This window comes from Trichocoleus sp. FACHB-6 (assembly GCF_014695815.1).
In the GTDB taxonomy this organism is placed as follows: domain Bacteria; phylum Cyanobacteriota; class Cyanobacteriia; order Cyanobacteriales; family FACHB-T130; genus Funiculus; species Funiculus sociatus.
Map to the genome: position 1 here is coordinate 23,109 of NZ_JACJOY010000108.1, position 24,107 is coordinate 47,215.

The 24,107-nt window shown below is 45.3% G+C and carries 25 protein-coding genes; 16 read left to right on the top strand and 9 right to left on the bottom strand.

Translation table 11 applies throughout. From position 1 onward, the window contains the following. Positions 1-1,137 carry a DNA replication/repair protein RecF gene (recF, locus tag H6F66_RS21740; RefSeq protein WP_190425329.1) on the top strand — a complete coding sequence of 379 codons (1,137 nt, stop codon included), beginning with the start codon at positions 1-3 and terminating at the stop codon, positions 1,135-1,137. Between the two features lie 139 nt (positions 1,138-1,276). Then, positions 1,277-1,732 (top strand): hypothetical protein, encoded by a 456-nt coding sequence (locus H6F66_RS21745; protein WP_199295297.1) that lies wholly within the window; start codon positions 1,277-1,279, stop codon positions 1,730-1,732. A gap of 237 nt (positions 1,733-1,969) precedes the next feature. Here H6F66_RS21745 and H6F66_RS21750 read toward each other — a convergent pair whose 3' ends face one another. Beyond that, entirely contained in the window at positions 1,970-3,880 is a 1,911-nt protein-coding gene (locus H6F66_RS21750) for an iron uptake porin (RefSeq protein ID WP_190425332.1), read from the bottom strand. Between the two features lie 350 nt (positions 3,881-4,230). Here H6F66_RS21750 and H6F66_RS21755 point away from each other — a divergent pair, with 350 nt between their 5' ends. Continuing rightward, positions 4,231-5,202: a zinc ABC transporter substrate-binding protein gene (locus H6F66_RS21755; protein ID WP_190425404.1), complete on the top strand. Its 972-nt coding sequence runs from the start codon at positions 4,231-4,233 to the stop codon at positions 5,200-5,202. A gap of 241 nt (positions 5,203-5,443) precedes the next feature. Continuing rightward, a complete protein-coding gene (locus H6F66_RS21760) occupies positions 5,444-6,268 on the top strand; it encodes an ATP-binding cassette domain-containing protein (RefSeq protein WP_190425335.1) in 825 nt (274 codons plus the stop codon). Between the two features lie 186 nt (positions 6,269-6,454). On the opposite strand, the gene H6F66_RS21765 is transcribed toward H6F66_RS21760, so the two are convergent. The 4 genes from H6F66_RS21765 to H6F66_RS21785 all read right to left on the bottom strand — a co-directional run bounded on the left by H6F66_RS21765 (position 6,455) and on the right by H6F66_RS21785 (position 10,053). Next, positions 6,455-7,624 carry an NDP-sugar synthase gene (locus tag H6F66_RS21765; RefSeq protein ID WP_190425338.1) on the bottom strand — a complete coding sequence of 390 codons (1,170 nt, stop codon included), beginning with the start codon at positions 7,622-7,624 and terminating at the stop codon, positions 6,455-6,457. Positions 7,625-7,820: 196 nt separating this feature from the next. Beyond that, positions 7,821-8,648 (bottom strand): segregation/condensation protein A, encoded by an 828-nt coding sequence (locus H6F66_RS21770; protein WP_190425341.1) that lies wholly within the window; start codon positions 8,646-8,648, stop codon positions 7,821-7,823. An 85-nt stretch (positions 8,649-8,733) separates the two neighbouring features. Next, positions 8,734-9,114 (bottom strand): LapA family protein, encoded by a 381-nt coding sequence (locus H6F66_RS21775; RefSeq protein ID WP_190425344.1) that lies wholly within the window; start codon positions 9,112-9,114, stop codon positions 8,734-8,736. A gap of 522 nt (positions 9,115-9,636) precedes the next feature. Then, positions 9,637-10,053: a DUF4112 domain-containing protein gene (locus tag H6F66_RS21785; protein WP_190425349.1), complete on the bottom strand. Its 417-nt coding sequence runs from the start codon at positions 10,051-10,053 to the stop codon at positions 9,637-9,639. A 420-nt stretch (positions 10,054-10,473) separates the two neighbouring features. Between H6F66_RS21785 and H6F66_RS21790 the strand changes: the two genes are divergently transcribed. The 8 genes from H6F66_RS21790 (at position 10,474) to H6F66_RS21825 (ending at position 15,819) form a co-directional block, all read left to right on the top strand. Then, positions 10,474-11,004: a choice-of-anchor C family protein gene (locus H6F66_RS21790; RefSeq protein ID WP_190425352.1), complete on the top strand. Its 531-nt coding sequence runs from the start codon at positions 10,474-10,476 to the stop codon at positions 11,002-11,004. Positions 11,005-11,118: 114 nt separating this feature from the next. After that, positions 11,119-11,919, top strand: coding sequence for a hypothetical protein (locus H6F66_RS21795; protein WP_190425355.1), 801 nt, complete (start codon positions 11,119-11,121; stop codon positions 11,917-11,919). Between the two features lie 71 nt (positions 11,920-11,990). Beyond that, positions 11,991-12,347, top strand: coding sequence for a hypothetical protein (locus tag H6F66_RS21800; protein WP_190425360.1), 357 nt, complete (start codon positions 11,991-11,993; stop codon positions 12,345-12,347). Between the two features lie 129 nt (positions 12,348-12,476). Then, entirely contained in the window at positions 12,477-12,854 is a 378-nt protein-coding gene (locus H6F66_RS21805) for a YtxH domain-containing protein (protein ID WP_190425363.1), read from the top strand. Next, positions 12,847-13,377 (top strand): DUF948 domain-containing protein, encoded by a 531-nt coding sequence (locus H6F66_RS28570; protein ID WP_190425366.1) that lies wholly within the window; start codon positions 12,847-12,849, stop codon positions 13,375-13,377. The genes H6F66_RS21805 and H6F66_RS28570 overlap by 8 nt, the downstream gene beginning before the upstream one ends. Positions 13,378-13,437: 60 nt before the next feature. Then, positions 13,438-14,088 carry a rhomboid family intramembrane serine protease gene (locus tag H6F66_RS21815; RefSeq protein ID WP_190425369.1) on the top strand — a complete coding sequence of 217 codons (651 nt, stop codon included), beginning with the start codon at positions 13,438-13,440 and terminating at the stop codon, positions 14,086-14,088. Between the two features lie 122 nt (positions 14,089-14,210). Further along, the gene (locus H6F66_RS21820) at positions 14,211-15,014 is read left to right on the top strand and encodes a TPM domain-containing protein (protein WP_190425372.1); all 804 of its coding nucleotides are present in this window, start codon (positions 14,211-14,213) and stop codon (positions 15,012-15,014) included. A 175-nt stretch (positions 15,015-15,189) separates the two neighbouring features. After that, positions 15,190-15,819 (top strand): precorrin-8X methylmutase, encoded by a 630-nt coding sequence (locus tag H6F66_RS21825; protein ID WP_190425375.1) that lies wholly within the window; start codon positions 15,190-15,192, stop codon positions 15,817-15,819. A gap of 414 nt (positions 15,820-16,233) precedes the next feature. On the opposite strand, the gene H6F66_RS21830 is transcribed toward H6F66_RS21825, so the two are convergent. The 3 genes from H6F66_RS21830 to H6F66_RS21840 all read right to left on the bottom strand — a co-directional run bounded on the left by H6F66_RS21830 (position 16,234) and on the right by H6F66_RS21840 (position 18,479). Continuing rightward, complete coding sequence (locus H6F66_RS21830; protein ID WP_190425378.1) at positions 16,234-16,947, bottom strand: phosphate ABC transporter permease; 714 nt, start codon at positions 16,945-16,947, stop codon at positions 16,234-16,236. Positions 16,948-17,010: 63 nt separating this feature from the next. After that, the gene (dapB, locus tag H6F66_RS21835; protein WP_190425381.1) at positions 17,011-17,841 is read right to left on the bottom strand and encodes a 4-hydroxy-tetrahydrodipicolinate reductase; all 831 of its coding nucleotides are present in this window, start codon (positions 17,839-17,841) and stop codon (positions 17,011-17,013) included. Between the two features lie 143 nt (positions 17,842-17,984). Continuing rightward, positions 17,985-18,479 (bottom strand): DUF427 domain-containing protein, encoded by a 495-nt coding sequence (locus tag H6F66_RS21840; protein WP_190425385.1) that lies wholly within the window; start codon positions 18,477-18,479, stop codon positions 17,985-17,987. An 81-nt stretch (positions 18,480-18,560) separates the two neighbouring features. Between H6F66_RS21840 and H6F66_RS21845 the strand changes: the two genes are divergently transcribed. The 4 genes from H6F66_RS21845 (at position 18,561) to H6F66_RS21860 (ending at position 22,234) form a co-directional block, all read left to right on the top strand. Continuing rightward, positions 18,561-19,334, top strand: a complete 774-nt coding sequence (locus H6F66_RS21845; protein ID WP_190425387.1) for an ion transporter — start codon at positions 18,561-18,563, stop codon at positions 19,332-19,334. A gap of 319 nt (positions 19,335-19,653) precedes the next feature. Beyond that, the gene (locus tag H6F66_RS21850) at positions 19,654-20,613 is read left to right on the top strand and encodes a TIGR04222 domain-containing membrane protein (protein WP_190425389.1); all 960 of its coding nucleotides are present in this window, start codon (positions 19,654-19,656) and stop codon (positions 20,611-20,613) included. Between the two features lie 203 nt (positions 20,614-20,816). Next, complete coding sequence (locus H6F66_RS21855; RefSeq protein ID WP_190425406.1) at positions 20,817-21,647, top strand: DUF692 family multinuclear iron-containing protein; 831 nt, start codon at positions 20,817-20,819, stop codon at positions 21,645-21,647. Continuing rightward, a complete protein-coding gene (locus tag H6F66_RS21860; protein WP_190425391.1) occupies positions 21,638-22,234 on the top strand; it encodes a hypothetical protein in 597 nt (198 codons plus the stop codon). The genes H6F66_RS21855 and H6F66_RS21860 overlap by 10 nt, the downstream gene beginning before the upstream one ends. A gap of 401 nt (positions 22,235-22,635) precedes the next feature. On the opposite strand, the gene H6F66_RS21865 is transcribed toward H6F66_RS21860, so the two are convergent. Continuing rightward, positions 22,636-23,634: a DVUA0089 family protein gene (locus H6F66_RS21865; RefSeq protein WP_190425393.1), complete on the bottom strand. Its 999-nt coding sequence runs from the start codon at positions 23,632-23,634 to the stop codon at positions 22,636-22,638. Positions 23,635-24,107: the final 473 nt, after the last annotated feature.

Consider the following 24,107-nt stretch of genomic DNA (forward strand, 5'->3'; position numbering starts at 1 on the left):
ATGTACCTCAAAAGCCTTAACCTCCGTTCCTTTCGCAACTACCGCGAGTGCTTAGTCGATTTCGACGCACCCAAGACAATTTTGGTGGGGAATAACGCTCAAGGGAAATCTAATCTTCTGGAGGCGGTGGAGTTATTAGCAACATTAAAGAGCCATCGAGCCGTGCGCGATCGCGATCTCGTTTGCGAGGGAACGGCGGAAGGTAAAATAGCCGCAACCCTAGAACGCGCCAACGGTACAGTCGATCTAGCTTTAACCCTACGCACTCAAGCGCGGCGCACCGTATCCCTCAACTCCGAAACCTTACGCCGCCAACTCGACTTTCTCGGCGTACTCAACGCTGTCCAGTTCTCCAGTCTAGACTTGGATCTGGTACGAGGTTCGCCAGAGATGCGTCGCAACTGGGTAGATTCCATTCTGACTCAGCTTGAACCTGTCTACGCTCACATTTTGCAGCAATATAACCAAGTTTTACGGCAACGCAACGCCCTGCTCAAGGCTTTCCGAAAAGAGTCCGATTCAAACAACTCAACAGCCAACACTCAAAACTCTTCAGAACTGGCGTTGTGGGATGCCCAATTGGTAACAACTGGTTCCCGCGTCACACGCCGACGTGCCAGAGTCCTGACCCGATTGGCTCCTCTAGCTCAAACTTGGCACTCTAGCATTAGCGGTAGGTCAGAGGTGCTGGAATTGAAATATGCTCCCAATATCAGTTTAGAGAAGGACGACCCCGAAGCCGTGCAGCAGGCATTTTTAGAAAAAATCCAGCAGCGTCGCATCGCCGAACAGCACCAAGGTACAACTCTCGTCGGCCCTCACCGAGACGAAATTGAATTTACCATCAACCAGACACCAGCAAGAGTTTATGGCTCCCAAGGTCAGCAGCGAACGCTAGTATTAGCCCTAAAACTAGCAGAGCTAAAGTTAATTGAAGAAGTCGTTGGGGAACCGCCCCTGTTGCTACTTGATGACGTTTTGGCTGAACTAGACCTGAATCGTCAGAATCAACTCCTAGATGCCATTCAAGACCGCTTTCAGACCCTGATTACTACAACTCACTTAGGTTCCTTTGATGCTCAGTGGCTAGATTCTTCCCAAATTCTCTGTGTTGAAGCAGGACAGATAAAGCGATAGTCATTAGGTGGGGACTAATGACTAATAACTAATCCTCCATCCGGAGTCAAAGCAAAAAGTCTCGTATCCTAAAAGTATGCCCTGTTTAGGGGATAATTTGGTTATCAATTGCCTAGCGGTCTGGTAACAGACACCCCGAATGATGGTGAATTTACTAAACTTTGCTGTTATGCACCGAACTAATATTACTATTGACGCGGATGAGATTGTCGCACTGGGTGCTTCTTTGCAACGGATCGATCAGAAGATACTGACCCCAGTCAAAGTAAATGGTTCCAAAAGAATATGGTATCAGGGTATTAAAGAGCCTTATTTTGATGTCTTTTTGGATCTGCGCGAGGATAATATCGAGTGGTTTCAGTTTACTTTACGCGGCAAATCTCTTTCTTGGAATAAGGCTGGATGGCAAACAGGAATAACGAATGAAGGAAGTGTGAATGACATCACTTTTTATGCTGCCAGCAAGCTTATTAATACTGATAACAGACTCGACTTATCTTTTGTAAAATTAGCACATTCTATTCTAGAAACTCGTGCTGGCGATGCCATTTTCGATAAAATTTTGGCATTATTTGAAACTGATAATATTCATTAGTTATTAGTCATAGCTACTAGGTTGATTTGGGTTAGCGGTAGGGGCTTTTTGATTGCCATGCCCCTACAAAATGTTGCAATTTTCGATATTTTCTAAGGGTTGTATGAACCCCCCTGCTTTTCAAGGGGGATATTGTACGGCTTGCTACAGCCAGTGGGACTTTTAAAATATCCTCTTAGTTAGTGGCAAAAAAGAATCGATGGACGCAGGCAAAATACCTGCGCCACAGACAACTGACTAGAAAGTAAACGTAGTGCGGATCGTACCGATCACAATATCATTATTGCGCGAGTTGTGATCGGGAGCGGTGAGCCAAATAACTCCAGGGGTGATGGAGATATTTTCTGTCACTTGATATTGATAAAACGCTTCAACGTGCAGTGAAGTATCGTCATTTTCTCCAACTGGGGGTAGGGGTATATTTGGAGGTAAGAGAGCTACTGCGCCTAGATTTACATCTATGGTGGAGTTAGTTACTTTCGGTTCCATACCTACAATCAGACCGCCCAAGTTGCCTTTTTTACCAAGGTCGGGGAATGCTAAAGTAATAGCCCAGTTCCAGATGTCAACATCGCCACGGTCAATTAACCCGCCTAAGGTGGAGAGGTTGCGGGTGTTAGTGTAACCAGCCCAACCACCGATAACAAAGCGATCGCTTAATTGCCAAGACAACTCTAAACCATAAGAATTGCTGACTAGGGGGAGTCCGGTACTGAAACCCAAGCTACCCAAAGTATCGCCTACCGAGGAACCGCCAGCATCTCGGTCAAAGAAGCGAGAAAGTCCACCTTGGAAGTTAGCTAGATTACTGCCAGTCCCAGTGTCATTGTTGTTGTATGAATGAATGTAAGTTAAGCCAATATTTAAGCGATCGGTTGGCTTGATCAGCAGCTGTGCTATAGCAGCGTAAGGACCATTGAACAAACCTCCATCGTCTTCTGGGTTCGCAGCATCACCAGCTAAATAACCTAAGCTGATTTCCAGTCTATTACCTAACTGATGTCTTACCCCGATCCCGGCACCTTCAGCTAGATAATAAATCGGGTTGCGCGTTCCAAAGGCAGACAGTGCGCCCGTTGCACCGTCGCCGTCTAGGAAATTGACGGTACTGGCAAAGTCATCTGAAGCACCAGCATTAGCGGCAATTACAACCTCTGTGTTTTCGCCGAGGGGAAAAGCGTAAAGCAAAGCATCGACAAAAATATCATTGTCTGCTTCTCCAGAGAAAGCTAGCTGACCTTCTGGCGTTAGGGTACGTTCGGCAAAAGAACCCAATCCTTCTGCTTGCAGTCGCGTTCTTAAAACGTCTCTTCCGGTGAAGCTGGTTTCAAAGTTAAGGCGCGATCGATGACCAAAAACTGTCACGCTGTCAATATCATCGCCTGTGGCATCTTCTCCGGTTAAGATACTTGCCAGCCCAAAGATAACTTCTCCTTCCAGTCTGGTGGTGGTGGAAAAGTTATTTTCTTCTAAGAATTTGGTACGACCTTCTAAATTATCTACTCGCGTCCGTAAAGTCGCCAATTCTGTGCCAAATTCATCAATCAGCCGTTGCAAGGTGGCTAAATCTTCTTTGGTGACAAAATCAGCTGTGCTGGCGGCAATCAATTTCTCAATTTGTAACAGACAGGCATTCAACCCAGCAGCAAATTCATAACGCGATAGCGCCCGATTGCCGCGAAATGTGCCATCAGGATATCCTGCAATACAGCCGTAGCGTTCGACAAGACTTCGCAGTGCTTCATACGCCCAGTCTGTCGGTTGCACGTCCCGCAACTGAGAAACATTCGTCACCTGTTCCAGCGCATCTTCACTAGCGCGATCGCTATAAACATCGATTTGTTCTAACACATCACCATTTGTGGTTGATGGTTGATTGCTATCAGCCACAATTTCTGAACTTGGAACCACTCTTTTGATTGTTGATGGTTGATTGTCAGTAACCAAATTCGGTGTTTCTACTGCCTCTCTTACATCATCTTCAGTAATATTAGCTACGTTATAATCTGCGTTAGCATCTGAAACCTCTAAGCTTGTACCTTGGATAACATCTGAGCTTTCAGACGCGATCGCACCAGCACCAATCAACAAGATCGCACCCAAAACAGCTGGGCTTACCAGCAGAGCATTCCACAAGCTCTTTAACATTCTTTTTTAACTCCTCACACCCGTTTAAGATTCTCAGAAATTTTTGACCACATTACTGCCTAGAGGCAGCTTATGGACAAAATTTATTCTTTATTTTGCCCGTAGCTTGTCCTGTTCAACTGCAAAGTATCAGTTGCTACTGAGAAATTATGCCTATTTTCACACCAATGTAATTGTTCTGATTTTTTGAGAATTTTGCAATCCTCCACTAGGGCATTACTTTCGCAAAATCTCATCGCCGACAGTAACATCGTACTAAAATGAGACTGATTCTCATATAGTAGAACAAGACTCATTCTCAAAAAAAAGATATTTACAAGTTAAGGGGAAAAATTGTGACACGCCCTCATATGCGACATCATCCGGGCAGAATTGGGCTATTTTTGGGAGCTTTGCTGCCGATATTAGCTGCTAATGGATGCACTCAAGCGGAATCTACGGCACAGTCTCAAAATCAGACAGCTTCGCCGCCAGCAGCAAAAAGTGGCGAGACAGTAAAAATAGTGACAACCTTTTTGCCGATGTACTGGTTCACCAAGGCAGTTGCTGGTGAGAAGGCACAGGTAGATATTTTAGTACCACCTGGTTCAGAAGTGCATGAGTATCAAGCGACACCAGCAGCCGTGCAAGCGATCGCGCAAGCAAATGTGCTGGTGAAAAACGGTTTGGGTTTGGAAGAATTTCTCAAAGAAACAGTCAAAAACGCCGGAAATAGCAGCCTAAAAGAGATTGAGGCAAGTAAAGGTATTAAAACCCTAGAAGAAACCGACCACGACCACGCCGAAGAAAAAGGCGATCACGAACACGCCGGAGGTAATCCCCACGTTTGGCTAGATCCATCCTTAGCAAAACAGCAAGTTGAGAATATTCGGGATGGTTTAGTCGCAGCCGATCCGGGAAACCAAACTACTTACGAGGCTAACGCAGCTGCTTACATTCAGCAGCTAGAAGGGTTAGACAAAGAATTTCAGCAACGGTTGCAACCTTATCGCGGTTGCACTTATGTCACCTTTCACGATGCTTACCCGTACTTAGCTAAACGCTACCAACTTAAACAGGTTGCGGTTGTCCAGATTCCAGAAGATAGCCTCTCGCCTGCTGATGTACAAAAGGCAGTAGGAGCAGTGAAACAGCATAAGGTGAAAGCTTTGCTTGGGGAACCGGGAACTGACAACAAATTGCTGCAAAGTCTTTCCCAAGACTTAAACTTAACCCTGCGTCCCATCGATCCTCTGGAAAATGGCCCGCAAGATCCGGATCATTACTTTAGGGCGATGAGAAACAATCTGCAAACTATTGAAGCTGCGTGTAAGGAAAGTTAGGAGTTATATCATGTCCGGTAAGTTACCCATTATTCCCAGGGAACCTCTCCCCGACCCCTCTCACGAATAAAAGGCATCCTCCTGTGTCCTACCGTCGAAATGGGGGAATGAGGGGGTAGAGGAGGGCGACTATGGCTTGGGACAAAGTTGGAGAGAGGTCTTTTTATTATGGGCAATTTTACAGACTTGATTTAAAAGAGAGGAATTTTGGGTTTGAGTTGGAAGTTTTGAGTGTTGAGTTGTGAATTCAGAAAATCTAAATTGCCAACACCCGATTTTGAAGGTGGATGGCTTGACTGTTTATCAAGGCAACTATTTGGCGTTGCGAGATGTCTCTTTTGAATTGCTGCCTGGAACTGACACAGCAGTGGTGGGGCCAAATGGTGCGGGTAAAAGTACGCTGGTGCAGGCAATTCTAGGATTGATTGAGCGAACTGCTGGAAAGATTGAGATTTTTGATCGTCCAGTGGAAAGATTGGGGCATCTGTGTCATTTGCTGGGCTATATGCCGCAAAATTTTATTTTTGACCGCAGTTTTCCCATCTCTGTTGGGGAATTGGTGGGGTTGGGATGGGTTAAGGAAAGCAAAAGCCTTCATGGGAATCTCCCCAGTCACAAAGGGAATACACCCTTTTGGCGAAGGCTGTGGTGGGAAGATGGAGAAAAGATAGATGCGATCGCATCCGCGCTCAAACGTGTGGATGCCTACCACCTGCGCCATCAAGCCATCGGCACTCTCAGCGGCGGACAACTAAAGCGAGTATTGTTGGCTTATTGCTTGGTGATGCCTCGTCAACTGCTGGTGCTGGATGAAGCGTTTGCTGGTGTGGACGTACAAGGGGCAGCAGATTTTTATACCTTGCTAAATGAACTTAAGCGGGAGCGAAACTGGACAGTGTTGCAGGTTTCCCACGATATTGATATGGTGAGCCGACATTGCGATCGCGTTCTGTGTCTCAACCAAACTGTCGTTTGCACTGGCACGCCCGATATTGCCCTTTCTCCACAAAACCTTTTAGCTACCTATGGCCCTGCCTTCAGTCGCTATCACCATCATCACGGTTGACACTCCCCGCATTAAAGTAATTCACTACAGCAATTCAAGGGTTGGGTGCGATACATCTGTAGGGACATGGCAATGCCATGTCCCTACCAAGGCTGCCCGAAGGTGCCAATTGCTACTAAACAAAGTTTTCAGCCCAGCAGGTAGTCATTAGTCAAAAGCTATGAACTAATGACTAATGACTAATGACTAAATGGCCTCTCTTTTGAGCAGTTCAGCGATCGCTTGCCGTTCTGCTGGGGGTTCAGATGGTCGCACCTGACGAGCGTCAGTAATTAGCCAATCTAACGCTGCTGCTTGGACATCAATCGTGGCACCAGTTTTATCCACGCAGTAGCGTCCAAACACCAACTTATCTACCAGGCGCACGTCTTCTCCCAAGCGGGAGTATTCAAAAATTACGCTGTTTTCCACTTTCGCGCCGCTACACACCCAGCAATTTGGCCCAATCATGGTGGGGCCTACTATTTTGGCTCCATCTTCAATGTGGGTCATAGCGCCGATATAGACGGGGCCTGTAATATCAACTTTGTCCCAGTTCACGGCAACATTCAAGCCAGTGTAGATACCGGGAGCCACTTCGTGTCCGGGAATGGCGACATTTTTTACTTCTCCCAGTAGTACGCTGCGAATTGCCTGCCAGTAGTCCGGCACTTTTCCAATATCCACCCACTGGAAATCCATTGGAATCGCGTAGAAAGGGGCATTCATCGCTACTAACTGGGGAAACAGGTCGCTACCAATGTCATATTGAACGCCAGAGGGGATGTACTTCAACACTTCTGGCTCAAAAATATAAATACCAGTGTTGATGTTAGTGCTGAGAGCTTCTTCCACGGAGGGCTTTTCTTGAAAAGCTTTAACTCGTCCGTCCTCGTCCGTGACGACGACACCATAGCTAGAAACTTCTTCTCGCGGGACGGTTTTCATGACGATAGTAGCGATCGCGCCCTTTTCTCGATGCCACTTTACTGCTGCTGTCAGATCGAGATCAATTAGGGCATCTCCGCACAAAACTACAAAAGTATCGTCAAAAAAAGGAGAAAAGTCCTGAATACGCCGCATTCCCCCAGCAGATCCTATAGCCTCTCCTACCAGATCGCCGTTTTCTTCAATCTTCCCTTCAAAAGAGTAGCCAATCTGTACGCCAAAACGCTGACCATCGCGGAAATAACTTTCAATCTCATTAGCAAGGTGGCTGACATTGACCATGATCTCGTCAAACCCATGCTGCCTTAGCAGTTCCACTAAAAACTCCATCACTGGTTTTTGCAGGATCGGAATCAAAGGTTTGGGAATGGTGTAGGTAATAGGACGAACGCGAGTACCCTTACCAGCTGCCAGAATCATGGCTTTCATGAATATTTTTCCTCAATCCTATGCCACTTTAGTTTTATTGCATTTAGCTGAATCTCCATCCCTTAAAGAATAAGGGATGGACGGACAAACATTGTAATCTACCGACTCTGTAGATGTTCTACAAGTTTCCTTGTAGGCGATAGGCATTGGCTAAAAGAGAATTTTTAGTTCCCAGTACAACCAATACAACCAGTCGCTAGTCCCCAGTCACTAGAGTACGGATTTTCAGGTCTTGGTAGAACTCTTCTTGGGCTAGCTCTACTTTAGACTGAGCTGATAGTAACAGCAGCGCCCAAAAAACGCCCACTCGATCATGTCGTTTTGGCACAGCATACGCCTCTGGTGGCGATGCCTGACCGTTTAACTTTTCTGAGTGTTGCTTCACCCCTGCCCATAACTCTACCAGCTCCTCTAGCTCTAGCCAATCCTGACCAAGTGACATTTGGGGACGATAGTGGCTCAAAAACACGTCTAACTGGGCTGCCGTTTCGGTAAGATTTTCTTGGTGAGCCAAAGCAGCGATCGCTTTGGCAGCTTGGGCGCGAGACTGGGAAACCCGATAAACTGGGTCTTTTGTAGCACGGCGAGAAGGTTTTTCTTCTAGTGCATCTGCCATCTGCTGTATTTGGTCAATTAATTCTTGCAGCGTCACGCGACGTCTAGAAGGAGGCATAGCAGTCCCGCGTCGGCGCAAATGTCGCTCCAGCTTTACTGGTAAGCTTCTGACAGCATCAGCAACCTCTTGTGCATCGGTGTCGTCCAGTTCGGGATCGTCTGCTGTTGATGCTTGGGAAAACAGGGTGTCCGCCTTGAGTAACACCAGCATGGAAGCATACAAAAAAGCCTGTCCGGAGTGAGACAGTTCTACTTCACAGGTGCCAGAATGCTTATCGCCCAATTTCTCTAGTTCCAATAGGCATTTGTCAATTACCTCAATCACCTGAACATCCCAAGGGTCAATTTCTCCTCGCTGGGCGAGATCGATGAGGAGGGCGATCGCTTCTTGGGCTGGTTGGGCTGTCATATGAATTTTGGATTTTGGATTTTGAATGGGGAATTGGGAAATATCCTAATCCCTCCTTTTGCCCCTAGACCCTTTTCCAAACAAGTTAAATGGACTGTGCAAAGGCTTTTGTTGTCTGTGCATCTTGCTCTTGGAGAGTAGCACTAAGGGACATACTTTGTTTTTCTTCCAGTTCTGCTTGACGTTGGGCAATATTTTGCTCTAATTCCTGAATACGCTCGTCCTTAGAGCGCATCTGGCGCATTTGTTTTCCAGACTCTATCCCGCGTAGCAGCCGCGTCCAGATGCTAAACAGCCAAGCGAGAATCGCGCCCACGCCCATCGCCAGAATCAGTTCAATACAAATGGGCGCTTGCACCTGCACACCTTCGACAATTTGAATAGCAGCGGGTGCAGTATTTTCTAAGCTGAATAAAACCAGGGCAAGGATTAGCGCAAAAATTATCAAGAAATTAATTTGCCGCATAATTTATACTCCTCAACAACCACACTTACTTAAAAAGTTTACCGGGTAGCAATGCCTAAATTGCCAAGAAAACCCGATTTCCATCTCAAGTTAACCTACCGCAGCGCCTGTATTCAGCTTATTTTCTCGTTTCCTCACCTCAGTTGGCAACAGAAAATGTTGCGAAGTGGTGGTATCTATCCTGACAATCCCAATAATTCTCCGATAAGCCCACAGGACTTGTCACCTCGATGCTTTACAAACCAAGTCAGCCTAACGCAACCGCCTCTTGCAAAGCATTCCTCAGTAGAACCTGGAAACGAGAGATTAGAAAATAAATTCGTTTAACATTAGCAAAAATTAATTTTATGATTTTTTAACGATGCTAGTGAAACCAGCCAATCCTTGTATCAACGTAGGAACTGCACTTTTATACTTAATATTTTTCCTAAGCGCGGCATCGACTTAAAAACACCAATAGCAACTAAGGCAAAGGAAAAAATACAAAATCTAAACTCTAGTATTAATAAGCATCTCTGATTTCTATAGCACTTTACCCAGAGGGTTAGTGTCTAATGGATTCATTTCAGATGCAATTTCAACAACTTCTGGTTCAACTGCCTCAAGATGTTTTTCTAAAATTGCTAAATTACGGATATTTGACTTGTAATAAGCATCGAACAAGTCACCCACCAAAGGCACCGTGCCAACGACAGCTTCCAAAGAAATATTGAAAATCATTCGTCTTAAATCTTCACCCGGTATCCGGAATTTAGCAGCTAAATAGATAATATAAGCGGAAAATGTTGTACTTACAATATCTCCTGCGCCTGGGACTAAACCAATTATTGGATCTAAACCAATCCGAAAACGTGTCCCTGGAATACCGATGGCTGTATCCATCAGGCGGCTAAGCTTACGGATGCGATTAAGGGTAGCAATGCGTTCAGCAGTATTCATATTTGTGATTTTGGCACCATAAATAGACGCTCGTCTTGTACCGCGAGGAATAATATACAATTGCACCCAACCAATCCAAAGCTATACCTCGACTGGAGTGTGTAGGCAATGCCCACCTATCCCTGTCTAGGTGGCTTTGGTTTATTAAAAAACTAAAAACTAATATAGCAGTCCCAAAGGATTCGGGAATACCAGATCCCCGACTTCTCTAGGAAGTCGGGGATCTGAAGTGCTGGGACATCAGAACTCAAATAGGATTGCTATGCTATAGGTTCCCTTAAAATATCAGCCCTTAGGTGGATTAATAAAAATCGAGTGTTCTTTCTATAGATAGCTGAATATTAAGGTGAGATTGAATATTAGTAGTGATAAGCATTTTGACTTAACCGTTTTTATTTTTTTTTAATGAGGGCTTTAGATATGACTGTTTCGACAGAATCTACAAGACGAAATAGAGCCACTCGGACTAGAAACCTAATTATCAACGGCAGCTTCCAAAACGGCCCTAACCCAGGACAATCCTTAAAACTCAATCCAGGGTCAACAGTAATTCAAGGATGGGTTGTGACACGAGCGCCCATTGATTATGTAGGCACACTATGGCAAGCTGCTAATGGTGATCGCAGTCTGGATCTTGACGGTGCAGGTGCTGGCGGAATTGCACAAACATTTGACACAGTACCTGGTGAAAGTTACGTTGTTACCTTTAGTCTGGCTGGAAACCCGTTGGGCGCGCCTCCAATTAAGCTGTTGGGTGTAACAGCGGCAGGGCAATCAACTAATTTTGCATTTAATATTTCTGGCCGCACTCCAACGAATATGGGCTGGGAAGCTAAAAGATGGATGTTTATGGCGGAATCTAACAAGACAACTATTGAGTTTTTTAGCCTGAATACATCCGGTGGTTCTTGGGGGCCTGCACTTGATAACGTATTGGTTGTATTAGCTTGAGAAAAAGTTGACGGCTGTTATTTGTCAATTCAGAAAGTCTTTCTTCAGAGGTGTGTCGTATTCCTGTATCAAGTTCAAGATTAGTAACACTATCTCAAAGGAAAGGAAGTTAGAATGGTTAGTCACCACAAATTATCTGGGGTCGCGGGTAGAGTAGCAATTATTGCCAGCTTAGTGGTTGGCGTAGGGCTTTTAGAAAGTAGAAATATAGCAGAGGCAACAATTGTCTCTCCAACTAGGACGACTAACATAGAGGGGAATGGCAATAATAATATCCCTTTTAATAACTTCCTTGTTTCTCCTCTAGGAGTACGATATCAACAAGTTTTTGCAGCTCCTGACTTTTTAAGTATAGAACCAGGATTGATTACTAAAATTGCTTTTCGTCCCGATGCAGGACGAGCGGGTAATGCTTTTTCATCCACTATCCCAAATATCCAAATTAATCTTTCCACAACCAGTTTATTGCCAGATGTTTTAAGCACAACCTTTGCCGAAAATGTTGGAGATGATGAAACAATAGTCTATAACGGGGAGCTTTTACTCTCTAGTGCGAATATTAGCACTCCAAAACAACCAAAAGACTTTGATATAGTTATTGATTTAGAAAACCCATTTTTTTATGACCCAAATCAAGGCAACTTGTTGCTTGATGTGAGAACCTTCTCTTTCACTAGGACAACTGCATTTGATTCGGAAAATACCTTTGGAGATTCTATATCTCGCGTATTTAGTTTCGATTCTCGTGCTTCTACTGGTACTGCCGATACAACTGGGTTAGTAACTAAATTTACAATTGCAACTAGGAATAACACAGCTTTGATTCCCGAAAGTTCCTCGACAGTAGCACTGTTAGCATTTGGTGCATTAACTGCAATTTCACAAGTGAAGCGTTCTCTCGCAACACCGAAGTAATTTCTACTGACAAGGGTTTGCTGGGAGAAATTGAGGCAAAACAGCGTCTAGATTCGCCAGAATAGAGGGGTGTGTCACCTGGAAATTGGAAAATGATCGCGATCGCTGTGGGTTTCAACGTCCTGATCTCGCTGGTGCTGTTGTATAGTGCCTGGGTAATAGTTAAATTGCGATCGCGTCTAGCAAAAATAGCAGATAAAATAATTGCCGCTGAACGCAGCACCTACAAAGTGCTACATAATGCCCCCAATGCCATTTCTAAAGGTCAAAAGGGGGCATTGCGGCTAGGACAGCAATATCAGCAACTCGATCCTCAACTACAACGAGTGCAACAAGTTTTAGGATTATTCAGTCTGGGTAGAAAGTTCTGGCTGCGGGGTAAGCCGAAATCGGTAGCAACAGGGCTACGCTTCTGGCGCAGAAGTTGAAACCACTACTCTTAAGATTGGGGCAATTCTTCAAAACAAAGATTGGACGATTGCCTTGTTGTGTGGGCAACATATCAGTATTAACGGGAAAACTGAATAGAATTGGAGATAAGACATAGAGACTAGAAGATGTCAAACAACCGTGCTGGATCTGGATCATTTATTGGTGGTGTGTTACTAGGCACCGCTATCGGAACAATAACCGGGTTACTGATTGCGCCCCGCAATGGTCGAGAGACACGGCAGCTGTTGAAAAAATCTGCCGATGCCTTACCGGAGTTAGCAGAAGATTTATCAACCAGCGTGCAGTTGCAAGCCGATCGCCTCTCAGAATCAGCACTGAAAAACTGGGATGAGACGCTGATCAGATTGCGGCAAGCGATCGCAGCGGGGATTGAAGCTACTCAACGCGAACAACAAGCGCTCAAGCAAACACCGGGGGCAGAATTAGAACCTGATGTCCGTCCTCTTGTAACCACAGACGATAGGCGAACGTTAAGTGACTGAACCCTTATTTTGGCTTGGACTCTCAATTCTACTGGTTGCCGTCAGCTTAACCGCAGTCTTAATCACGCTACTGCCAGCAGTGCAGGAGTTAGCGCGGGCAGCCAGAAGTCTAGAAAAGTTGGCTGACACTCTGCGCCGAGAATTGCCGCCAACCCTGGAGGCAATTCGTCTGACAGGTATGGAAATTACTGACTTGACAGATGATGTCGGTGAAGGCGTTAAAAGCGCTGGTCAAGTTGTTAAACAAGTCGATCAAAGCATCAGCGGTGCCAAAAAGCAGGCTCAAAATATCGAAGCTGGCACCAAGAGCGTTTTTGCGGGTATCAAGGCGGCTTGGAGAACCTTCAAGCGTCCCACCTCGGCCCGTCGGTCGATGGATCGTCTGCCACCAAGCCACAGAAATGCCGTTGGGATGCGTGGCTACCGCGATGCTTCTTATCAAGACCCTAAACCTAACAACGCCTCTCCTTCCAATGGACATTATGAGGAATGGGAGCGGGAGCAGCCAGACTCAGAAGATTAGAGGGCTATGGAATCAGCAGCTTTGTCAGTGAATTAGCAACTAACTCAACACTCTTTAATCATGAGAAACGATAGAAACTCACAGTCTGCCAATTCCGCCACTGACAGGCTGTTAGATGATAATCGGCATTCCCCCCGGCGGAATTATCAATACAACGGTGTTTTTGCCCTGATATCAATCAACCTGCTGATATTTATTGTTGGCAATATACCCGGCATTGCTCTTACTAGCACCCTGGCTCTAAACCACTCCAACCCAGCCTGGTATCAATTTTTTACGGCAATGTTTTCTCACGCCAGCTGGGCGCACTTGTCGGGAAATCTGTTTTTTCTTTACATCTTTGGTCGCTTAGTTGAGGAAGAGGAAGGCCTTTTAGGGGTCGTTGGCTCTTATTTAATCTGCGGGCTGGGAGCTAGTTTAATGAGCTGGCTTTTTCAACCGGGGGGAATTTATTCTTTGGGAGCGTCGGGAGCAGTCTTTGGGTTGTTCGCCGTCAGCGTGTTGATTAAGTTGAGCTGGAATTGGCGAAAAATTCTGGAAGTGCTGATTCTGGGGCAGTTTGTTGTTGAACGAGTATTTTTCGAGTTCGGACAGACGGGGGCGAGAGACGGCGTAGACCATTTCGCTCACCTGGGTGGCGCTGCTGTGGGGGTGGCGCTGATTATGGGGTTGATGCGGCTGGAGAAAAAGCACCTGGGTAAAGGCGGGTAATCTGAGGGCGATCGCTATTTGAGGAGACTCAATTAGATGGCATAGTATTAAAGGAAGGTAAACAAGTGTTAAGAAAAATGAGTTTACCTAACTAGTCCGTTATAAAAAAAATCAAATTGCCAATGCCGCATATTTTCCCAAAACGACTTCTGGCATCTCTGGTCGCCTTTATTTTGGCAATGTCCATATGGGCGATCGCTCCTGTAGCACACGCCTATAACAACCCCGACTTACTGCCCGAAACCCCAACCCCAGTAATAGACTTAGCTAAAGCCCTCACCAACATTCAGGAAGAGGCACTTGTCAAAAATATAGAAGAATTTGAAGCTGAAACTGGCTGGAAACTGCGAGTTTTAACCCAGTATGACCGCACCCCCGGTCGTGCCGTAAAAGATTTCTGGGGTCTGGATGATAAAAGTATCCTCCTAGTTGCTGACCAAAGAGGCGGCAATATCCTCAACTTTAATGTAGGCGATGAAGTTTATAAGCTCATGCCTCGTACCTTCTGGATCGAGCTACAGACACGCTTTGGTAATCTGTACTTTGTCCGCGAAAACGGCGAAGACCAGTCAATCATTCAATCCTTAGAATCCATCAAAGGCTGTCTGGTTCAAGGTGGTTGCCGCGTTGTCCCCGGACTGCCCAGAGAGCAGTGGATTCTCACCCTGATTACCTCCATAGTTGGTGGAGTTATCTGTGGCTTTGCCGCTATCCCCCGCAAAGAAGGGCAGATTTTTGCATGGCAGTGGGCTTTAATCTTCTCCCCACTGTGGGGAATTTTGTTCATTGCCTTTGGCATCGGCCCAGTTATCTCTCGTACCTCCGAGTGGTTGCCTCTGTTTCGCAACTTCGCCGGTTTTATGATCGGTGCCTTAGTAGCTTACCTCTCGCCAATGATCAGTAACTCTACGGCTTCCGAAACCTAAAGGGTGTAAGGTGGAAGGTGATATTTAGGAGTTAGGAGTGAAGAGTTAGGAGTGAGGAGTTGTAGAGACAGCGATTTATCGCGTCTTTGAGTTATTAATTTATAACCCATAACTCATAACTCATAACTCATAACTCATAACTCATAACTTTTTCATCCCCTTCTTGCTGATGGCTATGGAATGGCACGTAACAGATGCCCAAAGTTTGGCAATTATCGACCGGGAAATGGGCGACCACATCTTTTCTCCGGCAGAATATGAGATTGTCCGCCGGGTGATTTACGCAACCGCCGACTTTGAATATATGTCTTTAATACGCTTTTCTGAACGTGCGCTCCAAGCTGGTGCAGCAGCTTTAGCGGCTCGTAGTACCATTGTCGTAGATGTGCCTATGGTGCAAGTCGGCATTACACCAACTATCCAGAATACTTTTGCTAATCCGGTGTATTGCAGTATGGAAGCCCTGACGCGCCCCCAAAAAGAAAAAAGTCGTGCTGCCTGGGGGATCGAAACCCTAGCTAAACGCTATCCTGAGGGAATTTTTGTCGTCGGTCAGGCGCAGACGGCTCTCACTGCCCTTGTAGAGTTAATTGAGGCAGAGGAAATTAGACCAGCGTTAGTAATTGGTACACCTTCGGGATTTGTAGATGTGGATGTCGCCAAAGATCGGCTGAAAGATTCTCTGGTTCCTCACATTCGGATTGAAGGTCGTAAGGGCAGTGCAGTAGTAGCTGCGGCGATTGTCAATGGATTGGTTGACTTAGCTTGGCAGGCATACGGGCAAGATCCTAATGGCGTAGGCTAAACTCCTAGCTCTTGTTACCGGGTGCAAGCTGGGTAACAAGAGCTAGGAGGCAGTGCCTCCCAAACAAAACCTAACCAGAGTGCGATCGCACTCTGGACAGGTATTTCCAAGACTAAGCCTAGAGACTAACGTGAAGGCGAAACTTCGCCCTTATTACTTACCTGGTAATCCGTTATGTCTGTTCGGGTCTTTCTTCTCCTTCTTAGTCCCGTCAGATTCCTTTTTAGGCTTTTTGGCTTCTCTACCGCCCTTTTCCTTTGCCATTGCTTTTCTCCGTTAGGGGTTCCCTTAATTGTGTATCAACTTTCCGATTTCGGAACTTGGGAAACTCTATTTTTTTTTAACCTTCCCTTGAATAATTCGAGATAAGGTCAAAAGGGATGACGAGCGTTATCCTGATTATTTATTTGAGAACTAAGGACGACGCGATCGCTTACGCCGTTGAGTACGCTCTTTAGGCTCTTCAGGATAGGGAACATCATCGGCGTACTGCAACTGACGGCTGACATCGACAAAGAAACCTCGTTGCAAGTAAGGATAGTCGCTTACCCACAGATTCTCATCTGGAAGATAAATGTCTGTAAATTTGGCAATGCGTCCCAAATCTTTTTGATTTGATAGCACTACCATTTCTGCAATTTGCCCCGGTCTAATTGCTTTATGAGTTTTCTTTAGGGGGGCTTGTATCTGAGTAGTAAATCCGGTTTCGTCTCCGACTTCTATATTCAGCCGTCGTTCCCGATTTTCAATGATCACCAGCTGTCCGCGATTATTGACAGTTTGCTCCTCACCAATCAACTCTTCTGTGACAAAAACATCCAATACCTCACCCCGCCAAAATCCACTGTAAGGGTAGCGACGATAGGAAACATTCCGCAAACTAGCCGAGTAGATGGGCCCCCACAGCCAGTAAAGACCACCTATTACTCCCAAGAAAAAGGTTATCCAACCCAACTGTTCGCCCAAAACAAAATTACCTAAGAGTGAAACCACCACAACGACGAGGACTGAAATCAGCAGTCGCTTTAAAAACTCCTGAAACTTACCCCAGTAGTACGCATACTGCGGGCCTGTGGCGATAACGGGAATCAACTCTTCAAATTTCTGGCGCGTTAATGGGACTAACATGAGGAAAGCTAATTGCTAATTGGAGAATTGCTAGTTGAAGGATTGCTAATTGCGATTAGCTACTTACAATATCTTTTCTAAACCATAAACTAAAGATTTGAGTTGAGTAACTTTGCGGATGGCTAGTAGAACACCAGGCATATAGCACGACCTGTCTGTAGTATCGTGGCGCAGAGTATAAATTTGACCAGATGCTCCAAAGATAACTTCTTGGTGGGCAATCAAACCAGGTAGGCGAATGCTGTGGATGCGAATCCCTTCCTCTGCTTGAGAACCTCTGGCACCTGGTAGCTTTTCAGTTTCTTCTACCGATGGGGGGTTAAAGGTTTTGCCGAGTTCAGCTAACAATTGGGCAGTCTGAAGAGCCGTACCGCTAGGGGCATCGGCTTTTTGGTTGTGGTGTAACTCGATAATTTCAACATGGTCAAAGTATTGGGATGCCTGGATAGCGGCTTGCTGTAGCAACACCATGCCGATAGAGAAGTTAGGGATAATCAAGGCACCTGTGCTGGCTTTGTCGGCAAAGTCGGCAAGGTCTTGAATTTGCTCTACACTCAGTCCGGTGGTGCCAACTACGGGACGAATGCCGTAAGCGATCGCACTCCGCACGTTCTCATAAACTGAGTCTGGATGGGTAAAATCTACCATCACTCCCTGTTCTCTTTCCTGTGTCGCCAGCACCAGCATCCCTTGTAAGTCGCTGACAATCGGCACTTCCAAAGGGCCGCAGCCTGCCACTTCTCCAACATCTTTACCTTGATGTTCCGGAGTGCGGTCTATTGCCCCCAAGAGGGTCATATCTTTGGCTTGTGCAACGGCTTTGACCACTTCGCGTCCCATTTTGCCAGCTGCACCGTTGACAACAACGGGGATGGGAGATTGTTGATTCGTCATACTTTAAGCATATCCTTCTTGACAAGGGCATTTTAGAACAAGAAGGGCAACGCTGTGGGCTGGTTTTGAATTAGTGTATTTTCAAGGTAATTGAAGTTAGGCACTTTTCACTTCAGATAGCGCCTTACTAGATTTTGCGATCGCTACCAGCCCCAGGTTCCCGGTTCGCCTTTGAATGGCCCTACAATATCGCTGGTAATCCAACCGCCGTAGAAACCCCCAGGCTGCGGCTGCACTTTTTCACCATCGACATAGCAAGCATCCATCATTTGGGCATAAAAGGCTATGTAGTCTTTAATAGCTGCAAAGGTTGGTGTGGGATTGGGATAACCCCAGGCTGCGTTCGGTGCTTGTTTATCGCCAACTGAGACGGTGTAATAAATAGCACTCCCTTTCCATTCACAAAATGAACCCTTAGTTGCCCCCACCAGGTATTCCATCTTGATATCTTCCGGAGGAAGGTAGTAAACGGGCGGGTGGCTGGTTTCTAGTACCCGCTGTGCCTTGTGGGTATCTGCGATCGCTACGCCATTGAAGACAATCTGGATGTGCTTGGGAGTTTCTTCCAGACGCGGCGGACGCGGATAATCCCATACTGATTCTTGACCGGGGCCGGGGGGAATGCGATCGCGTTTCATTTTGGCTTTTCTACTCTTGAAACCACACTCGTTATTGTAGAGGTGTTGCGTTGCTCTTTAAAAATCAGCTTTCTTAATTACATGTTACTGCCCAAAAGGATTGCATTTTACCTAGAAGACATTGAAACCCCCGCCGGAAAAGTTTTCAATCTCATCATTACCGGACTGGTGCTACTGTCTTCAGCCATTTTTGTTATAGAAACTTATCCCATACCAAATTATGTCCGATTAAATCTTGAAACTATAGATTTTTGTATCTTACTCCTTTTTGCCTGGGAGTATTTGTTGCGTTTGGGGTATGCCAATGATAAGAAAAAGTTTCTTATTAGTTTTTATTCAATTATTGATTTACTAGCTATATTACCATTTTTCTTAGGCATAGTAGATATCAGCTTTATCCGTATATTTCGCTGGTTCCGAATTTTGCGGCTCATCCGATTTATCAAAGGGAAAACTTTGTTAGGCAGCATCACTTCTGAAGATAGCGTAATTTTCGCCCAAATACTATTTACTTTATTTGCCATTGTCTTTGTTTACTCTGGCTTAATTTATCAAGTCGAGCATCCAGTAAATCCTAAAGTCTTTAGTACGTTTTTAGATGCTTATTATTTCTCGGTAGTGACGATGACAACTGTTGGATTTGGCGACGTTACCCCAATTTCCGAAGCAGGTCGCCTGCTAACAGTATTAATGATTTTTACCGGAATTGCTCTAATCCCTTGGCAGTTGGGAGATTTAATTAAACGATTAGTTAAAACTACAAATCAGGTAGAAAGACTGTGTAATAATTGCGGTTTATCAACCCATGATGCAGATGCTAGATTCTGCAAAAATTGTGGCAAAAGCCTGGAATAATATATATAGCAATTCAATGGTTGGGTACGATACATCTCTAGGGACATGGCAATGCGATGTCCCTACCAACATGGGCTGAACGTCAGAACTGCGATATATTCCACCCAACTGAGAAACGCTCTACTTATTTATACTAAAAAATTTACAAAATTAGCCTCTTAGAGAATTGTAGATTGGGCTGAGGAAGACCTAACAAAATATCTATACCGCTTCACTAAAGTTTACAAATTTAACTTGCTTAGATTTTCCGTAAAAGCCCAACCTAACACTGTAGAAATGCGCGGAAATAACTATCCAAATGCAAGAAGGATCGTTAGTAATGGATAAGCTACTAATTAGTATCTTGGCTTTGTTAGTGGTTGTGACAATCTGGAACCCATTAGCCAACCCAATTGCAGATATGTATGGCCCGTACTTCCTGCTATTTTATGCCTTTGTTAGCGGAGTGACGATAGTAATTTGCGGGTTGAGCATCCATAGTTCCGACCAGACCGCAAACTTACCTTTGCCCTTAGTTCCTGCCGACCCCGACCCCTACGAAATTGCCTACATGAGGGGTGGAGAAAATGAAGTTATAAGATTGGCTCTTTTAAATTTAACAGGGCGCGGTTACTTGCAGATTACAGGCGATCGCTTAGAAAAAGCACGCAATCATCCAGATCCTTTAATTCTGCCTGTAATAGAGCGCGATGTATTTCGCTGGTTCGTTTCTTCTCACAAAGCCCAGGAAATCTTCCAGTCATCGCTACCTACCACAGTGAAGCAGCACTGTACAGTTTACGAACAGCGGCTACAAAATGAGAAACTGCTGTGTCCGGATGAAACAAAACAGATAGCACAGCGCGTTAGTTGGAAAGGAGTGCTAATTATCCTGGGTTTAGGCAGCTACAAGCTCGTAGTGGCGCTGGCGAAGGGATATACGAATGTTGTGCTTCTCATCGTCTTGGGCATTGTTTCGCTGATTACCCTGGCCGTTGTCTGCAAACCACTCCGCTTGAGTCAACGCGGACAAGCTTATCTCAAGCGACTACAGCAAACATTTGAGCGCCTGAAGTGGCAAGCTTCCATCCTCCACCCTAGTGGGGCAGACTTCGGCCTGTTACTGCCTGTAGCCATCTTCGGTGTAGGGATGCTATCAGCAACCCCCTATGCTGAATTTGAGAAAATGTTCCATCTGTCAGCAGCTAGTGGTGGCGGTGGTTGTGGTGGAGATAGCGGCGGCTGTGGTGCTGGTTGCGGTGGTGGCTGTGGTGGTGGTTGTGGTGGATGCGGCGGCTGAGGATAAGAAGCCATCAGAAGCTTCTCTTTGACTTATCTTCGCGTCCTATAGCGCTAACGCGCATGGCTACGCTAATGCGTCTTTGCGGTTTATTATCTTATGTCCCATCTACCCAGTTTTATCTCGTTTCCAAGTTGAGCCTGGAAACCAGTAGAATTTCTACAGCTTTTTCTCTGCGTTCTCTGTCTCTCCGTGGTTATTCTATGTCCCATCTACCCACTCTAGGCATCGGCTTAGGTTTCCGAGAACCCTTGCGTAGCGACTTGTTTTTGCATCAACAACAAGTTGACTTTCTAGAAATTGTTGCCGAACACTATCTAGATCCGCCACCCCAAAAACAGCAAGAATTAGAACTATTGGCGGATCACTTCCCGCTTATTCCCCACGCAATTAATCTGTCGCTAGGTAGTGCTGAAGGTTTGAATACAGATTACTTACGGAAACTGGCAACACTAATTAAACAACTCAATCCGCCTTGGTGGAGCGAACACATCTGTTTTACAAAAGCGGGTGGAGTAGATATCGGACATTTATCACCGCTACCCTATACACACGAAGCGGTAGAAGTTCTTTGCCGCAACATTGAGCAAGTGCGTCGCTATGTTGACGTGCCATTAATTTTAGAGAATATCACCTATATGGTGACACTTCCCGGCGCAGAGATGACGGAAGCCCAGTTTTTAACTGAAGTGGTAGAACGTTCTGATTGTGGGTTGTTGCTGGATATTACGAATTTGCATATCAATGCTGTAAATCATAATTACGATGTTGGTGATTTCTTATCGCAATTACCTTTAGAAAGAATTGTCCAACTGCATTTTGTGGGCGGACATTGGCATAATGGCGTGTTAATTGATAGCCATTCGCACTCGACACCGAAGGAAGTTTGGCAACTTATGGATAAAGTTGTCGCCAAAGTTCCAGTTAAAGGGATTGTGCTAGAACGGGATGAAAACTTACCGCCTTTTGCTGAACTTTCCGCTGAATTGGAAGAGGCGCGTAAAATTGGAAAGCGTTATAGACGATGGGATTAGCTCAAACACAGCAAACTTTAGCCCAGCTTTACACTAATAGTGTGTTGCGATCGCGTTTTTTTGCCAATCCGCAAGCAGTCGGTGAAGAGTTGGGACTTAATTCTGATGAAGCACAGCAGCTGGCTAAATTATCTCCACAACAGGTTAACCTTTTCGCCAGTTCGCTGAAACGCAAGCGGTTGGGAGAAGTGCGCGAACTGCTACCTTTGACGTACTCCGTTTTGGGTAAAGGCTTTGCTGAGTTATTTTGGCGATACGCTGAGACTTATATACCCACTGGAATCAAAAAACATCTGGAGGATGCGATCGCATTCTCCACTTTCATCGAAGTTACTCAGCTAGAAAGCATCGATCCGCCTTGGGTTGTGGATTTGCTGCGCTACGAAAAAGCTTGGTTACAAGCCGCAGAACCTAGTAGCCGATTAACTGTATGCTGGTTTCGTTATGCCATCGACAAATTAGCGCGAACAGTACAACAAGATGAAACTCCGTTAGTATTGATGCAACCTGCGATCGCTATCTGGTTTCGCCTGTCGCCGCGAAGCCATCTGCGGCATTTCGTGCTGAAGTTGTATGCGATGCGCTGATGCGCTACCGCTTTGGCGTAAATAGCTATAGTATTCCTAAAGAATTTATGAATTATTTTTTCGTTTGTAGCCTGCCACAGACAGGATGCCTGCCCTACAATTTACAAATGAAATAGGACTCCCATATACATAAAATACCTTAAGCTTAAACAGCCCTTCGGCTTAACCTAAGTAGAAAGTATTTATTTAATATTTATTAAAATTTTATAGATTGGACTTCTGCCCAACCTATAAAATTAAACTATTAGACTTCTTGCAAAAGTACCTGAATAACCCTTATCTAACTTTCCTCGTTAACAGCAGAAGCACAAATGATTATTACTTCCCCTGTTTACAAAGATACTGAGTTTGGTTGTTTTCACCTATTGCAAGAATGCTATTAAATGTGCAACGCCCTGGAGCTAAACGAAATTGAAGTTACTACTATTTAGATTTAGGTCTAAAGGCGAAACCCCTTGAACAATAGCAACTAGGTCGTTGCCAAAAGATATGGATGTCCCCGACGGAAGACCCTCAGGAGATGCACCTAAGCTAAAAGTAGCAGCTTGAACTTGAACCCCAGCTAAATCTATCGTGTAGCTCCCAGTACCGCCACCACCACCGGGGAAAACAGGTGGCGTTCCCACTGGATCGTTATTGAAGCTGGAGATTGCTAGAAAGTAGGTACCGGAATCTAGTGTTGAAGCAGGAAGCGTGGATTGAAGGGTGCCGCTAGAGTCGTCATTTTGAGCAACTAAGATGCCATCCTCGTCGAAGAGGAACAACTGCGTGTCGAAATTAGCGCCGCCGACTGTTGTGGCAAAAAAATCTTCCTCGCCACTCAGAGAGATCTGGAACAGGTCAACATCGTTACCACTGGATATTGTCCCAGTAATAGAGTCTAAGTCATCCCCCTCACCAGCAAATAGAACATCAAATCCATCGCCACCAAATAGTCGGTCATTCCCAGCTTCACCGTTGAGGAAGTCATCACCAAAACCACCGTCGAGGATGTCATTGCCAGCACCCCCAGTTAGATTGTCAGCCCCCTCGCCACCATTCAGGTTGTCATCGCCATCTCCACCATTGAGAGTGTCATCCCCGTTTTCGCCAAAAAGGGAGTCATTTCCACCTTCACCAAATAGAACATCGAACCCATTACCACCATTGATGAAGTCATTTCCACCTACACCAAAAACTTGAGAGTCCCCAAAAATTACGTCGTTGCCGTCCTCTCCAAACAGGAAGTCGTTACCACCGCCACCAATAATAATGTCAACCCCAGTACCACCAAATACAAAATCATCTCCATTAAGGGCAAATATGCCATCATTGCCATCCAGCCCAAAAATTTGATCGCTCTCATTAGTACCAATAAGAAGATCGTTGTTGTTACCAGGTGCGCCAGAAATAACAGCCATCTATGTTCACCTCATTATTTAAAGAAATCATGGTTGTGCTTACAGAAAGTGTGGAATTAGTTCTCACATCTTTCAGCAGCTTTTATTGACATAAATTGGAGTGTTTCATCTTGAAGTCCACAAGAATACTCTTGGCGTTTCCCTATAAAATTTGGGTTATATTGCCAAGATAAAATTTGCCGACTTCTGATGACTTATCAGGGACAGCTCCGGGAAATTACGCATGCCGTTACAAAAGTACATATTAAACTTTTAGAGGGTCAGAAAACCCGATTTTCAGGAGCTACTTAGAGGGTGTTTGAAAAGGTATTATCTGTAATATTTCTCACTCAGCGCTCCCCCTAAATCCCCCTTTAAAAGGCAGGGTAAGAGCATCTTAATCAGGCTTGACACAAGGAATCAGAAGAATCTAAGGTAGGGTCAAGAAAACAAGAACTGAGAACTTGAATCATATAATCATCATCCATAGCGGC

Excerpts from the sequence above, each read along its gene's own strand:
- H6F66_RS21755 (WP_190425404.1), top strand. The coding sequence starts at position 4,231 with ATGCGACATCATCCGGGCAGAATTGGGCTATTTTTGGGAGCTTTGCTG.
- H6F66_RS21840 (WP_190425385.1), bottom strand. The coding sequence starts at position 18,479 with ATGAAACGCGATCGCATTCCCCCCGGCCCCGGTCAAGAATCAGTATGG.
- H6F66_RS21775 (WP_190425344.1), bottom strand. The coding sequence starts at position 9,114 with ATGCGGCAAATTAATTTCTTGATAATTTTTGCGCTAATCCTTGCCCTG.
- H6F66_RS21815 (WP_190425369.1), top strand. The coding sequence starts at position 13,438 with ATGAGAAACGATAGAAACTCACAGTCTGCCAATTCCGCCACTGACAGG.
- H6F66_RS21795 (WP_190425355.1), top strand. The coding sequence starts at position 11,119 with ATGGTTAGTCACCACAAATTATCTGGGGTCGCGGGTAGAGTAGCAATT.
- H6F66_RS21805 (WP_190425363.1), top strand. The coding sequence starts at position 12,477 with ATGTCAAACAACCGTGCTGGATCTGGATCATTTATTGGTGGTGTGTTA.
- H6F66_RS21790 (WP_190425352.1), top strand. The coding sequence starts at position 10,474 with ATGACTGTTTCGACAGAATCTACAAGACGAAATAGAGCCACTCGGACT.
- H6F66_RS21845 (WP_190425387.1), top strand. The coding sequence starts at position 18,561 with ATGTTACTGCCCAAAAGGATTGCATTTTACCTAGAAGACATTGAAACC.
- H6F66_RS21830 (WP_190425378.1), bottom strand. The coding sequence starts at position 16,947 with ATGTTAGTCCCATTAACGCGCCAGAAATTTGAAGAGTTGATTCCCGTT.
- H6F66_RS21770 (WP_190425341.1), bottom strand. The coding sequence starts at position 8,648 with ATGACAGCCCAACCAGCCCAAGAAGCGATCGCCCTCCTCATCGATCTC.
- H6F66_RS21750 (WP_190425332.1), bottom strand. The coding sequence starts at position 3,880 with ATGTTAAAGAGCTTGTGGAATGCTCTGCTGGTAAGCCCAGCTGTTTTG.
- H6F66_RS21765 (WP_190425338.1), bottom strand. The coding sequence starts at position 7,624 with ATGAAAGCCATGATTCTGGCAGCTGGTAAGGGTACTCGCGTTCGTCCT.
- dapB (WP_190425381.1), bottom strand. The coding sequence starts at position 17,841 with ATGACGAATCAACAATCTCCCATCCCCGTTGTTGTCAACGGTGCAGCT.
- H6F66_RS21865 (WP_190425393.1), bottom strand. The coding sequence starts at position 23,634 with ATGGCTGTTATTTCTGGCGCACCTGGTAACAACAACGATCTTCTTATT.
- H6F66_RS21825 (WP_190425375.1), top strand. The coding sequence starts at position 15,190 with ATGGAATGGCACGTAACAGATGCCCAAAGTTTGGCAATTATCGACCGG.
- H6F66_RS21855 (WP_190425406.1), top strand. The coding sequence starts at position 20,817 with ATGTCCCATCTACCCACTCTAGGCATCGGCTTAGGTTTCCGAGAACCC.
- recF (WP_190425329.1), top strand. The coding sequence starts at position 1 with ATGTACCTCAAAAGCCTTAACCTCCGTTCCTTTCGCAACTACCGCGAG.
- H6F66_RS21850 (WP_190425389.1), top strand. The coding sequence starts at position 19,654 with ATGGATAAGCTACTAATTAGTATCTTGGCTTTGTTAGTGGTTGTGACA.
- H6F66_RS21860 (WP_190425391.1), top strand. The coding sequence starts at position 21,638 with ATGGGATTAGCTCAAACACAGCAAACTTTAGCCCAGCTTTACACTAAT.
- H6F66_RS21785 (WP_190425349.1), bottom strand. The coding sequence starts at position 10,053 with ATGAATACTGCTGAACGCATTGCTACCCTTAATCGCATCCGTAAGCTT.
- H6F66_RS21745 (WP_199295297.1), top strand. The coding sequence starts at position 1,277 with ATGATGGTGAATTTACTAAACTTTGCTGTTATGCACCGAACTAATATT.
- H6F66_RS21820 (WP_190425372.1), top strand. The coding sequence starts at position 14,211 with ATGCCGCATATTTTCCCAAAACGACTTCTGGCATCTCTGGTCGCCTTT.